The following is a 15615-nucleotide window of genomic DNA, read 5'->3' as shown; positions in this document are numbered from 1 at the left end:
TCGGGTGGCTTGGCAAGTCCATCGCGCGGTTTTTTGTAACCAATCCAGATGCTTAGCAGGGGAGCGCCGAAACGGATGTCGAGCCGTGGCGCGCCGCGCCTCAGGCACTCAGCGCGGCGGCCGCCGCGCGCGGCGACGGAATCGATATCGTTTCGGCGCTGGCGTCGAGGCCGAGCAGCGTGGCGGCCAGTGCCTGCAGGCGGGTGCCGTCGTCGGTGGAATAGAGGCGGGTCGGCGGCGGTTCGGCACCGGCCGGCGAGCGCAGGCCGTGTTCGTCGAGCACGCGCGCCAGTTGGCGCGCGATCGCCTCGCCGGTATCAACGAGGGTCAGACGATTTTGCGTCAGCTCGCGGATCGTGGCGTCGAGAAACGGGTAGTGGGTGCAGCCGAGCACCAGCGTGTCGGCACCGGCGGCGAGCATCGGCTCCAGATAGCCGGCCAGCAGCGTGCGCAGCCCGGCGGAGCCGGTGTCGCCGCGCTCGATGGCCTGCACGAGGCCGTGCCCCGGCTGGAGCAGGAACCGGCAGTCGCCGGCGTGGCGCGCGATCAGCGCCTCGAAGCGGGCGCTGCGCAGTGTCGCCGCGGTGGCCAGCACGCCGGCCACGCGGCTCGTCGACGCAAGCGCGGCGGGCTTGATGCCGGGCTCGACGCCGATCAGCGGAATCGCCAGCGTCTCGCGCACCACGGCGATCGATTGCGCGGTGGCGGTGTTGCAGGCGACCACGAGCGCCTTTGCGCCGCGGGCGGCAAGCCATTCGCCGATCGCGAGCGTGCGCTCGATGATGAAGGCATCGTCGCGCTCGCCATAGGGGGCGTAGCGCGAATCGGCGACATAGACGAAGGCCTCGTCGGGCAGGTGCGCGCGCGCGGCGCGCAGGACCGACAGGCCGCCCAGCCCGGAATCGAAGATGCCGACCGGTGCGGCGGCGCAGGCTGGCGCGAAGGCGGGCGGGCTGGACATGGCGGGGCAAGCGGCGGATGGCGGTCCGCCATCTTACGACGCCACGCTTACGACGGCGAGCCCATCATGGACTGCTGGTAGTTCTGGATGCCGACCTTGCCGATCAGGTCGATCTGCGTTTCGAGCCAGTCGATGTGCTCCTCGGTGTCGTCGAGGATTTTCTCGAAGATCTCGCGCGAAACATAGTCACGCACCGATTCGCAGTAGGCGATGGCGTCCTTGCAGGTGCTCTGCGAGATGGTCTCGAGCTTCAGGTCGCACTTCAGGATTTCCTCGGTTTCCTCGCCGACCAGCAGCTTGTGCAGGTCCTGCAGGTTGGGCAGGCCGTCGAGCATGAAGACGCGCTCGATCAGCCAGTCCGCATGCTTCATTTCGCCGATCGACTCGTCGTACTCGTGCTTGCCGAGTTTCTCCAGGCCCCAGTGGCGATACATGCGAGCATGCAGGAAATACTGATTAATCGCGGTGAGTTCATTCTTCAACTGCGCGTTGAGGAATTCGATAACCTTCTTGTCGCCTTGCATGGCCGTTCCGTCCTTGTATCGTGGTGTTCCGGACACGGAAGATAAACGCTCGAACCGCAAAAGCCAAGCCCAAATTATTGGAAGGCCGAAGATTTTCGCGTTAATGAGAATGATTAATAGTAAAGCAGGCCGGATTGAAATCCGGCCTGAAAATCATTCTCGTTCAATCGGCAATGCCAATGCCGATCGTGCTGCGCTCAGGCGGTGGCGACCGGAATCTTGCCGATCTTCGCTTGCCACTCCTTCGGCCCGGTCTGATGCACCGAGGTACCCGACGAATCCACCGCGACCGTCACCGGCATGTCCACCACGTCGAACTCGTAGATCGCTTCCATGCCGAGATCCTCGAAGGCCAGCACCTTGGCGCTGCGGATCGCCTTCGACACCAGGTAGGCGGCGCCGCCCACGGCCATCAGATAGGCCGCCTTGTGCTTCTTGATCGCCTCGATCGCCACCGGGCCGCGCTCGGCCTTGCCGACCATCGAGATCAGGCCGGTCTGCGCGAGCATGGTTTCGGTGAACTTGTCCATGCGGGTGGCCGTGGTCGGGCCGGCGGGGCCGACCGCCTCGTCGCGCACCGGATCGACCGGGCCGACGTAGTAGATCACGCGGTTCGTGAAGTCGACCGGCAGCGTCTCGCCCTTGGCGAGCATGTCGGCGATGCGCTTATGCGCGGCGTCGCGGCCGGTGAGCATCTTGCCCGATAGCAGCAGCGTCTGGCCCGGCGCCCAGCTCGCGACTTCCTGCGGCGTCAGCGTGTTGAGGTCGACGCGCTTGCTGGTCTCGGTGTTCGGTTCCCACTGCACCTTCGGCCAGGCGTCGAGCGGCGGCGGGTCGAGGCGCGCGACGCCCGAGCCGTCGAGCGTGAAGTGCGCATGGCGGGTGGCCGCGCAGTTCGGGATCATCGCCACGGGCTTCGAGGCCGCGTGGGTCGGCGCGGCCATGATCTTGACGTCGAGCACGGTGGCCAGGCCGCCCAGGCCCTGCGCGCCGATGCCGAGCGCGTTGACCTTCTCGTACAGCTCGACGCGCAGTTCCTCGGCCCAGTCCTTCGGCCCCCGCTTGATGACGTCCTGGATGTCGATCGCGTCCATCAGCGATTCCTTGGCCATCAGCATCGCCTTCTCGGCGGTGCCGCCGATGCCGATCCCGAGCATGCCGGGCGGGCACCAGCCCGCGCCCATCGTCGGCACGGTCTTGAGCACCCAGTCGACGATCGAGTCCGAGGGGTTCAGCATCACGAACTTCGACTTGTTCTCGGAGCCGCCGCCCTTGGCCGCGACCTGCACGTCCACCTTGTCGCCCGGCACGATCTCGTAATGGATCACGGCCGGCGTGTTGTCCCTGGTGTTCTTGCGGGCGCCTTCGGGCGGGTTGACGATCGAGGCGCGCAGCACGTTGTCGGGATGCGTATAGCCGCGGCGCACGCCCTCGTTGATCATGTCGGTCACGCTCATCGTCGCGCCGTCCCAGCGCACGTTCATGCCGACCTTCACGAAGATCGTCACGATCCCGGTGTCCTGGCAGATCGGCCGGCGGCCTTCGGCGCACATCCGGCTGTTGGTCAGGATCTGCGCGATCGCGTCCTTCGCGGCCGGGCTCTGTTCGGCCTCGTAGGCACGGCCGAGCGCCTCGATGTAGTCGAGCGGATGGTAGTAGCTGATGTACTGGAGCGAATCCGCAACGCTCTGGATCAGGTCTTCCTGTTTGATGACGGTCATGGCTGTGACTCAGTGGGGACGGTTCGTGTGAAAAATCGTCGGGCCGGTCCGGTGCCGGCCCTTGCCGGCTTTTTCAGGCCGGCTCGCGAGACGCGCGCGGCACCTCGTCGAAATGCTTCGGATGGGTATGCGTCGTGAGGCGGTCGACCCACGCCATCACGAGCGCCGATACCAGGAACGACAGGTGGATCAGCACCTGCCACATGATGGCGTGCTGCGAATGCTGGTCCGGATCGATGAAGGTTTTCAGCAGATGAATCGACGAAATGCTGATCAGCGCCATCGACAGCTTCACCTTCAGCACGCCGGCGTTCACGTGGTCGAGCCACTCGGGCTCGTCGGGGTGGCCTTCCACGCCAAGGCGCGAGACGAAGGTTTCGTAGCCGCCCACGATCACCATGATCAGCAGGTTCGAGATCATCACCACGTCGATCAGCCCGAGCACGGCCAGCATCACGTTGGTTTCGTCGAGCGAGCTCGCGTGCGAGAGCAGGTGCCAGACTTCCTTCAGGAACAGGTAGACGTAGATGCCCTGCGCGATGATCAGGCCCAGGTAGAGCGGCACCTGCAGCCAGCGGCTCATGAAAATGAGGGATGGAAGCGGTCTCATCTTGCGGCGGCGGCGGACGGGCGAGGCATGCGGGTCGGTCTGCGGAGCGGACATGGTCGGGCGGCTTGGAGCGCGTGTGTCTTGGGGGACGTGCCGGAAGGGCGCTATTGTAACGTGCCCGCCGGGCGGACGGCGTCGGCGCGCCGGGCCGGCCGCGCGGTCAGGACAGCGAGTTCGGCGTGCGGCGCGGCTTCAGGCTGGCGAGCAGGATGCCGGTGACGACGCAGGCCAGCGCGAAGCCGTGCGCGAGCGTCGGGCGCTCGCCGAGGAACGCGATCCCGTAGACGGCGGCCGAGATCGGCAGCACCGCGCTGAACACGCCGGCCAGGCTGCCCGGCATGTGCCGGATGCCGATCATCCATAGCGTAAACGAGAAGATGCTGGCGGCGAGCGCATACCAGACGACCAGCGCCCAGATGCCGGCCGGCACCGCCGCGTAGTCGAAGTGCGGCAGCGCCAGCAGCCCGAGCGGCAGCATCAGCAGCATGCCGAACAGGTGCGTGTAGGCGCAGATGTCGAGCGCGCGCAGCGTCCTGGTGAGCCGGCGCGACAGGATCACGTAGAACGATTCGCAGCATACCGCGCCGAGGATCAGCAGGTTGCCCGCGAGCGAGCCGCCCGGCGCCGCGCCGCCCGGCTGGCCCTGGCTCTGGACCACGTTGAGGGCGAGCACGCCGACGATGGCGAGCGCGATCGAGAGCAGTGCCCGGCCGTCGGGGCGCTCACCCAGGAACAGCCAGGAGAACAGCGCGACCACGGCGGGGATGGTGCTGGTGATCACGCCGGCCGCCACCGCGCTGGTACGCTGCACGCCGTTGAGCATCAGCAGCGTGAACAGGAAGGTGCCGAACAGCGCCTGCAGGAACAGGTTCAGCCATTCGGCGCGGCTCACCGCGCGCATCTTCGACGGCTGCCAGAGCGGCCAGAGCACCGCGTTGGCGATCACGAAGCGCAGCGTGGCGAGGATCGCGACGGGCATCGCCACGACGATGGACTTGCCGACACCGACGTTGCTGCCGACCAGCAGCATCGACAGAATCAGACAGAGAGCGTAGCGATTCAAGCTGGAATCCGGGCGTTGAGTTCAGTTAGCATTGTAGCGACCCGCGCGGCGCCGGCCGGGGTGCGTAAGTGACGGGTAAGTTGCGCGGCTTATCGTGTCGAACACGCCCGCTGGTGCCGCTTCATGCGGCATCGCAGCATGACGGACCTCGCCTGCAAGGCGCAGCGTGCGCCGCGCGGTATGCCAATAGCAGGAGACAGCAATGCAAGCAGTGCCGCCCGCCGCGATGCCGGGCGCGGCGGTTTCAGGAGGCACGGCGCGCGAGCTTCGTCGCGCCGTGTGCGGTGCGCGGTGCGCGCGCCGTCATGCAGTGGGTTTCACCTTCATCAAGGGGTAGTCGATGTCTGCGATTGAATCGGTTCTGCACGAACGCCGTCAGTTTGCTCCGCCCGCCAGCGTCGAACAGGCGGCCAATATTTCCGGCATGGACGCGTACCGCGCGCTGGTGGACGAGGCCGGCCGCGATTACGAAGGCTTCTGGGCGCGTCTCGCGCGCGAGTCGCTCGATTGGCACAAGCCGTTCTCGAGCGTGCTCGACGAGTCGAACGCGCCGTTCTACAAGTGGTTCGAGGACGGCGAGCTGAACGCCTCCTACAACTGCCTCGACCGCCACGTGGCCGCCGGCCGCGGCGAGCGTGTCGCCGTGATCTTCGAGGCCGACGACGGCACCGTCACGCGCGTCACCTATGCCGAACTGCTGGCGCGCGTGTGCCGCCTCGCCAACGCGCTGAAGGCGCGCGGCATCGGCCGTGGCGACCGCGTCATCATCTACATCCCGATGTCGATCGAGGGCATCGTCGCGATGCAGGCCTGCGCGCGGATCGGCGCGACGCACTCGGTGGTGTTCGGCGGCTTCTCGGCGAAGTCGCTCAACGAGCGGCTGGTGGACGTGGGCGCCTGCGCGCTGATCACGGCCGACGAGCAGGTGCGCGGCGGCAAGACCCTGCCGATCAAGAGCATCGCCGACGACGCGATCGCGATGGGCGGCTGCGAGGCCGTGAAGAGCGTGATCGTCTACCGCCGCACCGGCGGCGAGGTCGCCTGGCACGAGGGCCGCGACCTGTGGCTCGACGAGATCACGGCGAACCAGCCCGATACCTGCGAGCCCGAATGGGTCGGCGCCGAGCATCCGCTCTTCATCCTCTACACCTCGGGTTCGACCGGCAAGCCGAAGGGATTGCAGCACAGCACCGGCGGTTACCTGCTGTGGGCCGCGCTGACGATGGACTGGACCTTCGACCGCAAGCCCGACGACGTGTTCTGGTGTACCGCCGACATCGGCTGGATCACGGGCCACACCTACATCACCTACGGGCCGCTCGCGACCTGCTCGACGCAGGTGGTGTTCGAGGGCGTGCCGACCTATCCGAACGCGGGCCGCTTCTGGAAGATGGTGGCCGACCACAAGGTCACCGTGTTCTACACGGCGCCCACCGCGATCCGCTCGCTGATCAAGGCATCGGGCGCCGACGAGGCGGCCCATCCGTCGCGCTACGACCTGTCGAGCCTGCGCATCATCGGCACGGTCGGCGAGCCGATCAATCCGGAATCGTGGATGTGGTACCACAAGAACGTCGGCGGCGAACGCTGCCCGATCGTCGATACCTGGTTCCAGACCGAGACGGGCGGCCACATGATCACGCCGCTGCCGGGCGCCACGCCGACCGTGCCCGGCTCCTGCACGCTCGGGCTGCCGGGCATCATGGCGGCGGTGGTCGACGAGACCGGCCAGGACGTGCCGAACGGGCAGGGCGGCATCCTCGTGATCAAGCGGCCGTGGCCGGCGATGGCCCGCACCATCTGGGGCGATCCCGACCGGTTCCGCAAGAGCTACTTCCCCGACGAGCTGGGCGGGCGGCTCTACCTGGCCGGCGACGGCACGGTGCGTGACAAGGACACCGGCTACTTCACCATCATGGGCCGCATCGACGACGTGCTGAACGTGTCGGGGCACCGGCTCGGCACGATGGAGATCGAGTCGGCGCTGGTCTCGCACGAGCTGGTGGCCGAGGCGGCCGTGGTGGGCCGCCCCGACGACATGACGGGCGAGGCGGTGGTGGCGTTCGTGGTGCTCAAGCGCACCCGCCCGGAAGGCGAGGAGGCGCAGCAGATCGCGAAGATGCTGCGCGACTGGGTGGGCAAGGAGATCGGCCCGATCGCCAAGCCGAAGGACATCCGCTTCGGCGACAACCTGCCCAAGACGCGCTCCGGCAAGATCATGCGGCGCCTGCTGCGCTCGTTGGCCAAGGGCGAGGCGGTCACGCAGGATACCTCGACGCTGGAGAATCCCGCGATCCTCGAGCAGCTCGCCGAAGCGCGCTGAGCGGGCGGCGCGGCCCGCCCGGCAAGCGCCCCTGCGCGGCAATCCCGATTGCCCGCGCGGGGGCATTTTTGTTAGATAAGCGAATGCCCGCCCCCACACGCTCCCAGCCGGCGCCGAGCTCCGCCCCGCCGCCGCCCTCGACTGCCTCGCATCGCGCCGCGCCGCCGCCCGTGCCCGACGAGCTGGCGCGCGCCCATGCGCGCTACTGGCGCTTCAATCTCGCGTTGATCGCGGTGCTGATGGCGATCGGCTTCGCGGTGTCGTTCCTCGTGCCGTTCTTCGCGCCGGCGCTCGCCGCGCTGCGCTTCGCCGGCTTCAGCCTGCCGTTCTACCTCGGCGCGCAGGGCGCGATCCTCGTCTATCTGCTGCTGATCGGCGTCTACGTGGCGGGGATGCAGCGGGCCGACCGCACGCTGCGCCGCGCCTACGCCGCCTATGCCGCCTACGCCGCGCAGGCTTCGCCTGGCGCCGCCCGCGGCGGCGCGCCCGCGGGCGGCCCGACGGGCGGCGGGCGATGACGCGCCGGCTGATCCGCGCCTACGCCTGCTACACGATCGGCTTTCTCGCCTTCGTGCTGCTGCTCTGGCGCATCGAGCGCATGACCGGCCCCGGCGTCTGGATCGGCTATGTGTTCCTGTTCGTGCCGATCGCCGTCTACGCGGTGATCGGCCTGCTCTCGCGCACCTCGGACCTGGTCGAGTACTACGTGGCCGGGCGGCGCGTGCCGTCGGCGTTCAACGGCATGGCGACCGCCGCCGACTGGCTCTCGGCCGCCTCGTTCATCGGGCTGGCCGGCTCGCTCTATGCCACCGGCTACGAGGCGCTGGCCTACCTGATGGGCTGGACCGGCGGCTTCTGCCTCGTCGCGTTCCTGCTCGCTCCCTACGTGCGCAAGCTCGCGCGATACACGATCCCCGACTTCCTCGGCACGCGCTATTCGAGCACGCTGGTGCGCGCGATCGCGGCGGGCGCCGCGATCCTCTGCTCGTTCGTGTATCTGGTCGCGCAGATCCAGGGCATCGGGCTGATCGCGACACGCTTCATCGGCGTCGATTTCGCGATCGGGATCTTCTGCGGGCTCGCGGGGATCCTGGTCTGCTCGTTCCTCGGCGGGATGCGCGCGGTGACCTGGACCCAGGTCGCGCAGTACGTGATCCTGATCAGCGCGTTCCTGATCCCGGTGTCGCTGATCGGGTGGCAGAACGGACTCGGGCCGCTGCCGCAGGCCAGCTACGGCCATCTGATGGCGCGCGTCGAAGGGCTCGAGGCGCGGGTGCGCGCCTCGCCCGCCGAGCGCGCCGTGCGCGAGGCGTTCCGGCAGCGCGCGGCGGCGCTGCAGGCGCGGATCGACCGGCTGCCGGCCTCGTATGGCGAGGCGCGCACGCGTCTCGCCGACGAGCTGAGCGCGCTGCGCCGCCGCAACGGTCCGCTGCGCGAGATCAGCCAGCGCGAGCGCGAGCTGGCCGCGTTTCCGCGCGACCCGGCCGCGGCGCGGGTGGTATGGGAGCAGGCGCGCGCCGAACTGCTCGCGCGCGCGGCCGAACCGCTGCCGATGCAGCTGCCGTTTCCCGCGGCGAGCGACGACGAGCAGCGCCCGCGCGAACGCAATTTCCTCGCGCTGCTGCTGTGCCTGTCGCTCGGCACGGCGAGCCTGCCGCACATCCTCACGCGCTACAACACCACCACCTCGGTCGCCTCCGCGCGGCGCTCGGTCGGCTGGACGCTGTTCTTCATCGCGCTGTTCTACCTGACGGTGCCGGTGCTCGCGGTGCTGATCAAGTTCGAGATCCTCGCGCATCTGGTGGGCCGGCCGTTCGCGGCGCTGCCGCCGTGGGTCACGCAGTGGCAGCATTCCGAGCCGGGCCTGATCGGCGTGGTGGACGTGATCCGCGACGGGGTGGTGCACTGGTCCGACATCCAGATGCAGCCCGACATCGTGGTGCTGGCCGCGCCCGAGATCGCCGGGCTGCCTTATGTCATGTCGGGGCTGGTCGCGGCGGGGGCGCTGGCGGCCGCGCTGTCGACGGCCGACGGGCTGCTGCTGACGATCGCCAACGCGCTCTCGCACGACGTCTACTACCACATGGTGGCGCCCGACGCGACCGCCCAGCGCCGCGTGACGATCTCGAAGGTGCTGCTGCTCGGCGTCGCGCTGCTGGCGTCCTACGTCGCGTCGCTGAACACCGGCAAGATCCTGTTCCTGGTCGGCGCGGCGTTCTCGCTGGCCGCCTCGAGCTTCTTCCCGGTGCTGGTGCTCGCGGTGTTCTGGAAACGCACCACCACGCGCGGCGCGGTGGCCGGGATGGTCGCCGGGCTCGGCGTGTGCGTCTACTACATCGTCTCGACCTATCCGTTCTTCACGCAGCTGACCGGTTTCGCCGGCCCGACCTGGTTCGGCATCGAGCCGATCAGCTCCGGCGTGTTCGGCGTGCCGGCCGGCTTCGCGGCCGCGATCGGCGTGAGCCTGCTGGACCGGCGGCCGGATGCCTACACCCGCGCGCTGGTCGACTACATCCGGCATCCGTGACGGCGGCGTGCCGGCCCCCCGGGCCGGCCGTGATTGCCAAACGAATTGCGGCACGGCAGGATGGGCGACACTGCGGCGGGGCGGCTGCACCGGACCGCAGCGGGGCGGCGCGCCGGCCGATGCATGGCGGACGCGCGGGGCCGGGTTGCGGCGCCGCCGCCGTGATGGCCGGCCCGCCCCCGGTCGCGTCGAGCCGCCTGCGGCGCCTGCGCCGCCGATCGATCCGTAATTCGCCGAGCGCTTCATGAATGACCTGACCGACAACGACAGGAGAGCCCCGCCGCGGGGCCGCCGCGCGCGCCGCGGGCGGCCTGCCGGTATCGCGCGGGTCGGCGTGGACGGCGGCATCGCGGCAGGCGCCGGCGGGCGGACCGGCACGCGGCGCGGGCGGGCCGGTGCCACGGCGCGCCGCCGCCGCGGCCGGTGCCGCTTCGCGACCGGTCCGGCCCGCGCGCCGGGCCGCCCGGGGTGGCGGAGGGCGGCGTCATGCCCGGCTCGCGGCTGCTGAGACGGGCGCTGCCGGCGGCGCTACGGCGGCTCGGCACCTACCAGAAGATCCGCATCGGATTCCTGGTCGTCGCGGCGATCATCGCGCTGCTGTGCGCCACCATCATCGCCGGCAACGTCGACCGCTTCCGCAAGAGCAGCGGCGATCTGCAGGGCTTCGAGCTGGCGCGCAGCGCGATGGCGGCGGCCAGCATCGTGTCGGCCGAGCGCGGGCCGATGAACAACCTGCTGGTCGACCCGCAGCGCGACGACGCGCGCGAGCGCGCCGAACTGGCGGTGGCGCGGGCCGCCTCCGACCACGCGTTGCTGCGCTTTCGGGTGCTCGCCGCGCAGCAGGGCGCGCGCGGCGACGAGCAGGCGGCACGCGCGCCGGCGCTGATCGACGCGGTCGGTCTGCAACTGGCGCGGGCGCGCCGCGAGGCCGACGCGCTGGCCGCGCGCGCGCCGGTGCAACGCGAAGCGGGACAGCTGCGGCGGGTGCAGGCCGAGATGTTCGCCGTCGTCGACGCGCTGACGCCGTTGAGCGACGATCTGCTGATTCGGCTGACACGCAACAATCCCGACGTGGCGGGGGCGGTGATCCTGGCGCGTCAGGCCGGCGACCTGCGCGAATATTCGGGGCGCCTCGGCTCCAAGCTGGTCGCCGCGCTGTTCGCGCAAGTGCCGCTCGCCGACCAGCCGCTGATGGAAATCGCGCACCTGAGCGGCCAGATCGACGAACTGCGCACGCTGATCGCCAGCACCATCAAGCCCTATCTCGACGATGCCCTGCTCGCGCGCGACTTTCGCCAGCTGCGCGGTTCGATGGGCGGCGGGCTGATGCCGCTCGCCGGCTCGATCGTCGCCCAGGGCCGCGACGGCGTCTACGCCATGAGCGCGGCCGATTTCTCGCGGCAGGCGGTGCTGTATTTCCGCGCCTCCGAGCTGCTGCGCGACCGCGCGATGGCGATCGCGAGCCGCGAGGCGGTGGCGTCGCGCGACCTCGCGCGGGCCAGGGTGGTGGTGTCGGTGGCCATGGCGCTGCTGAGCCTCGTGATCCTGCTGGTGTTCGCGCGGGGCGCGCAGAACGCGCTGCTCAAGCCGCTCGGCGTGCTCGGCAAGCGCATCGCCGCGCTCGGCGACGGCGACCGTGCCGCGGCGATCCGCCCGCCCGCCGCGGCCGGCCCCGAACTGGTGCGCGTGTATCGCGCGTTCGAGACGCTGCGCCAGGCCCAGCTGCGTCGCGAGGTGCTGGAGCGCCAGCGCAGCGACATGCTGATGCTGTTCTCGCACGACATGCGCGCGCCGCTGACCTCGCTGATTACGCTTGCCGGCGCGTCCGGGCCTGCTGCCGGCGACGACACGCGGCAGCGGCTGGAGAAGGTCGAGAAGCTCGCGCGCCACACGCTGGCGATGGCCGACGGCTTCGTGCAGGTGTCACGAGCCGAGGCCAGCGAATTCGAGTCGATCCCGGTCAATCTCAGCGACCTGCTCAACGAGGCCCGCGACACGATCTGGCCGGTCGCGCACGACCGGCAGGTGGCGATCGACGACGTGCCGCGCCGCGACGACGCGATCGTCCACGGCGACCCCGCACTGTTGTCGCGGGCCTTGGTCAACCTGTTGAGCAACGCGGTGAAATACACCATGCCGCACACCCGCGTCGAGTGCGCGGTGGACATCGTCGACAATCGCTCGGCGGTGCGCTGCACGATTCGCGATCACGGTTATGGCATCGACCAGGAAGCGCAGTGCCATCTGTTCGAGCGTTACCGGCGCTTCCGGCTCGAAGGCCAGCCGGAGACCAGCGGCGTCGGGCTCGGCCTGGCTTTCGTGAAGGCGGTGATCATGCGCCACCGCGGCGAGATCCGCGTGCAGAGCGCCGCCTGGCAGGGCACCACCGTGACGATCACGCTGCCGGTGGCCCGCGAGGCCTAGCCCGGCTGCCGCCACGGCATGTCAGGAAGCGATGATTCCTATATTAAATGCCGGTATTAAGTGCCGGGAGTTGATATTTATATTGAAAATATTGCCGATTTTTCATGTCGCGCCGTGAATATCGAGGCGTTCCCCGTGTGCAATCGAACCCACACTCGCTAAATTTTGCATCGGCTGTTGGCGCATTGCCATTCTGTTGTAAATTTCAGGTTTTGTAATAATCCGCCAGGCGCCGGTGCCTTTCGATTGCCGCGCGGAGCGTCGCGCATACGAAGTGAAAGACCACGTGATCCGCGTATGAATCTCGATCAATTGACTCAGGCCATTCAGGGGGGGCTGATTCAGCAAGACCGATTGCTGAAGGCCGAGATCCCGGCGTTACCCGACAACACGCTGATTCCGCGCCGCGCGCTCGCGCATGCCGAGCTCGGCCGCGATTATTCGGTCACGCTCGACCTCGTCTCGAGCGCGGGCGACATCGAGCTGAAGACGCTGATCGCGCAGCCGATCACGCTGTGGGTCCGCCAGGCCGACCAGTCCTACCTGCCGACCCACGGCTACATCCACACCGCGCGCCGGCTCGGCGCCGACGGCAGCCTCAGTACCTACCAGGTGACGTTCGCGTCGTGGATGCACTTCCTGCGCTTTCGCAGCGACATGCGAATCTGGCAGGACCAGCCGGCCGACCAGATCGTCACCGCGGTGTTCAACGCGCATCCGCAGGCGCAGGGCCGGTTCCTGTTCCAGCTGTCCAAGCCGCTGCCGCCGCGCTCGTACTGCCGCCAGAGCGAGACGGACTGGCAGTTCGTGCATCGGCTGCTCGAATCGGAGGGGTTGTTCGGCTTCTGGCGCTTCGCGCCCGACGGCAAATCGCACACGCTGGTGGTCACCGACGATCTCCATTCGCTGGACAAGCTGGTGCCGGACACGCTCGGGTTCTGGCGCGCGGGTGCCGCCAGCGAGGCGAACGCGCTGACCCAGTGGTCGGGCTCGCGCACGCTGCAGAGCGTCACGCACACCACGCGCACGTTCGACTACAAGGCGCCCGCGCCGGCCGCCAACCCGAAGGGCACGACGCTGCCCACACGCGGCGACCAGGGCGAGCTGCCTTCGCAGCTCGAGGTCTACCACTACACGGGCGCCTACACCTACCTCGACCAGGATCGCGGCGACCATCTCTCGCGGCTGAAGCTCGAGGAATGGGAATCGCGCGCCAAGCGCTTTTATGGCGCGGGCGGCGTGTACGGGATCGACGCGGGGCGGCGCTTCACGCTCGCCGGCCACCCGGTCCACGACCGCGACGTGGCCGGCGAGCGCGAGTTCGCCACGATCCGTGTCACGCGCTACATCGAGAACAACCTGCCGCTGTCGGACCATGAGACCAGCTTCCCGCACAGCCTGAAGGCGCGCATCGACGACGCCAAGGCCGCCAGCCGCGGCGGTGCCGGCACGGTGGTCCATGCCGACGGCAGCGAGGGCTTCTTCATCGCCGAGATCGAGGCGCAGCGCACGACGGTGCCGTACCGCAGCCCGTTCGAGCACGACAAGCCCGAGATGCACCTGGAGACGGCGATCGTGGTGGGGCCGCCGGGCGAGGAGGTCTACACCGACGAGCTGAACCGCGTGAAGGTGCGCTTCGTCTGGGACCGCCTGAACGACGGCGACGAGCGTGCCTCGTGCTGGATGCGCGTGGCGCAGTCCGACACGGGCGGCGGCTACGGCGGCGTTCACATGCCGCGCGTGGGCGAGGAGGTGATCGTCGGCCACGTCGGCGGCGACTGCGACCGGCCGATCGTGCTGCATCGCGTCTACAACGGTGCGGTCAAGCCGCAGTGGCACAGCAACGGCATCCTGTCCGGCCATCGCTCCAAGGAGTACGGCGGCAGCGGCTACAACCAGATGGTGATGGACGACGCCACCGGCCAGAACCGCGTGCAGCTGATGAGCAGCAGCGCGAACAGCCTGCTGCATCTGGGCTATCTGATCGAGCAGAGCGGCAAAGCGCGCGGCGCCTACCTCGGCAGCGGCTTCGACCTGCGCACCGACGACTACGGCGCGGTGCGCGCGAGCCAGGGCCTGTACGTGACGACCTATCCGAAGGCCGCCGGCAGCCAGCCGCTCGACGTGAAGGAAACCCAGCAGCAGCTCGTGAACGCCGAGAGCGTGGTCGAGGCGATGTCGGAGGCGAGCGTGCAGCATCAGGCCGAGAGCCTGCAGGATGCGCACGACGCGATGCGCGCGCTGACCGATGCGACGCAGCACACCGTGACGGGCGCCGCCGCCTCGGGCGGCAACACCGCGGGCGGCGGCACCGGCAGCGCCAACGTGTTCCAGCAGCCGGTGATGGTGTTCGGCAGCCCGGCCGGCATCGGGCTGTCGTCGCAGCAGTCGATCCATGCGTCGGCCTCGCAGCATGTGAACCTGGTCAGTGGCGAGAGCACCCACATCGCGGCCGGCAAGTCGCTGCTGGCGAGCATCGGCCAGAAGCTGAGCCTGTTCGTGCAGAACGCCGGCATGAAGCTGTTCGCGGCCAAGGGCAAGGTCGAGATCCAGGCGCAGTCGGACAACATCGAGATGACCGCGCAGAAGGGCGTGAAGATCGTCTCCTCGACCGAGCGGATCGAGGTCGCGGCCGACCAGGGCATCCTGCTCACGAGCGGCGGCGCCTACATCCGCATCGCCGGCGGCAACATCGAGATCCACGCGCCGGGCAAGGTCGACGTGAAGGGCGCCTCGCACGTGTTCGCGGGGCCGGCCAGCATGGGCTATCCGCTGCCTTCCGCGCGCCCCGACCAGCCGGGCCAGCTCGAGCTGCTGCACCGTTACGCCAACGGCGAGGCCGTGAAGGGCGGCAAGTTCTCGGTGCTCGACGCCAATGGCGGCGTGCTGCGCCAGGGCGCGCTCGACGCGAGCGGCCGCACGGTGGTGAGCGGCGTGCCGGCCGGCGCCGCGCAGGTGCAGTTCGGCGAGGACCCGCGCAATCAGTACGACCCGGCGAGCGTGTTCAAGTCCGCCGCATGGCCCGCCAGGCCCGCCCAGGGCGGCGATGCGGCGGCCACCGCGATGTCGCAGCTCGGCGGGCTGCTGCCGGGCGCCGCGGGCGCGGCCGCGCAGGCAGCCGGGCTGGCCGGGGCGGCCGGCGGGCCGTCGCTGGCTTCGGGTGCGATGTCGGCCGTCTCGGGGGCCTCGGCGCTGGCGGGGCTGGCCGGGCAGGCGTCGGGCGGCGGCGCGGCGCAAGCGCTGTCGGGCCAGGCGCTGGGGCTTGCGCAGGCTGCCGCCATGCAGGCGCTGCCGGCCGGTGCCGGCAGCGCGCTCTCCCAGGCGAGCCAGCTCGGCGCGGCCGCCAGGCAGATCAGTACCCTCGCGCAGGGCGCGCGCGGCGCCGTCGGCGCGCTGGGCTCGCTCAAGGCGTAGTCCGCTTTCACGCATTCGTGTCAACGCCGGCCGGAGCGGCTTCCGGGC

General features: G+C 69.3%; 10 protein-coding genes. 5 read left to right on the top strand and 5 right to left on the bottom strand.

The genetic code is table 11. The annotated features are described in order from the left end of the window. Positions 1–100 precede the first annotated feature (100 nt). From murI to KS03_RS28750, 5 genes are all read right to left on the bottom strand, one after another. On the bottom strand, positions 101–961 hold the full coding sequence (gene murI / locus KS03_RS28770; protein ID WP_015876487.1) for a glutamate racemase: 861 nt from the start codon (positions 959–961) through the stop codon (positions 101–103). A gap of 47 nt (positions 962–1008) precedes the next feature. After that, on the bottom strand, positions 1009–1485 hold the full coding sequence (gene bfr / locus KS03_RS28765; RefSeq protein WP_015876486.1) for a bacterioferritin: 477 nt from the start codon (positions 1483–1485) through the stop codon (positions 1009–1011). A gap of 197 nt (positions 1486–1682) precedes the next feature. Continuing rightward, positions 1683–3206 (bottom strand): fumarate hydratase, encoded by a 1524-nt coding sequence (locus KS03_RS28760; protein WP_015876485.1) that lies wholly within the window; start codon positions 3204–3206, stop codon positions 1683–1685. Between the two features lie 73 nt (positions 3207–3279). Next, on the bottom strand, positions 3280–3870 hold the full coding sequence (locus KS03_RS28755) for a TIGR00645 family protein (protein WP_015876484.1): 591 nt from the start codon (positions 3868–3870) through the stop codon (positions 3280–3282). 106 nt (positions 3871–3976) lie between these two features. Next, positions 3977–4879 carry a DMT family transporter gene (locus KS03_RS28750; protein WP_015876483.1) on the bottom strand — a complete coding sequence of 301 codons (903 nt, stop codon included), beginning with the start codon at positions 4877–4879 and terminating at the stop codon, positions 3977–3979. Positions 4880–5219: 340 nt separating this feature from the next. On the opposite strand from KS03_RS28750, the gene acs reads away from it, so the two are divergent. From acs to KS03_RS31925, 5 genes are all read left to right on the top strand, one after another. Then, on the top strand, positions 5220–7202 hold the full coding sequence (gene acs / locus KS03_RS28745; RefSeq protein ID WP_015876482.1) for an acetate--CoA ligase: 1983 nt from the start codon (positions 5220–5222) through the stop codon (positions 7200–7202). An 83-nt stretch (positions 7203–7285) separates the two neighbouring features. Then, positions 7286–7720, top strand: coding sequence for a DUF4212 domain-containing protein (locus KS03_RS28740; RefSeq protein WP_015876481.1), 435 nt, complete (start codon positions 7286–7288; stop codon positions 7718–7720). Further along, positions 7717–9729, top strand: a complete 2013-nt coding sequence (locus KS03_RS28735) for a VC_2705 family sodium/solute symporter (RefSeq protein ID WP_015876480.1) — start codon at positions 7717–7719, stop codon at positions 9727–9729. Before KS03_RS28740 ends, KS03_RS28735 begins: the two co-directional genes overlap by 4 nt. Positions 9730–10215: 486 nt before the next feature. Then, complete coding sequence (locus KS03_RS28730) at positions 10216–12153, top strand: sensor histidine kinase (protein WP_015876479.1); 1938 nt, start codon at positions 10216–10218, stop codon at positions 12151–12153. Positions 12154–12450: 297 nt separating this feature from the next. Further along, positions 12451–15567, top strand: coding sequence for a type VI secretion system Vgr family protein (locus tag KS03_RS31925; protein WP_015876478.1), 3117 nt, complete (start codon positions 12451–12453; stop codon positions 15565–15567). The last annotated feature ends 48 nt before the right edge of the window (positions 15568–15615 follow it).

The sequence above is a fragment of the Burkholderia glumae LMG 2196 = ATCC 33617 genome, from assembly GCF_000960995.1.
GTDB classification, from domain to species: domain Bacteria; phylum Pseudomonadota; class Gammaproteobacteria; order Burkholderiales; family Burkholderiaceae; genus Burkholderia; species Burkholderia glumae.
This window is presented reverse-complemented; position numbering and strand designations above follow the sequence as displayed.

Excerpts from the sequence above, each read along its gene's own strand:
- KS03_RS28760 (WP_015876485.1), bottom strand. The coding sequence starts at position 3,206 with ATGACCGTCATCAAACAGGAAGACCTGATCCAGAGCGTTGCGGATTCG.
- KS03_RS31925 (WP_015876478.1), top strand. The coding sequence starts at position 12,451 with ATGAATCTCGATCAATTGACTCAGGCCATTCAGGGGGGGCTGATTCAG.
- KS03_RS28740 (WP_015876481.1), top strand. The coding sequence starts at position 7,286 with ATGCCCGCCCCCACACGCTCCCAGCCGGCGCCGAGCTCCGCCCCGCCG.
- bfr (WP_015876486.1), bottom strand. The coding sequence starts at position 1,485 with ATGCAAGGCGACAAGAAGGTTATCGAATTCCTCAACGCGCAGTTGAAG.
- KS03_RS28735 (WP_015876480.1), top strand. The coding sequence starts at position 7,717 with ATGACGCGCCGGCTGATCCGCGCCTACGCCTGCTACACGATCGGCTTT.
- KS03_RS28755 (WP_015876484.1), bottom strand. The coding sequence starts at position 3,870 with ATGTCCGCTCCGCAGACCGACCCGCATGCCTCGCCCGTCCGCCGCCGC.
- KS03_RS28730 (WP_015876479.1), top strand. The coding sequence starts at position 10,216 with ATGCCCGGCTCGCGGCTGCTGAGACGGGCGCTGCCGGCGGCGCTACGG.
- murI (WP_015876487.1), bottom strand. The coding sequence starts at position 961 with ATGTCCAGCCCGCCCGCCTTCGCGCCAGCCTGCGCCGCCGCACCGGTC.
- acs (WP_015876482.1), top strand. The coding sequence starts at position 5,220 with ATGTCTGCGATTGAATCGGTTCTGCACGAACGCCGTCAGTTTGCTCCG.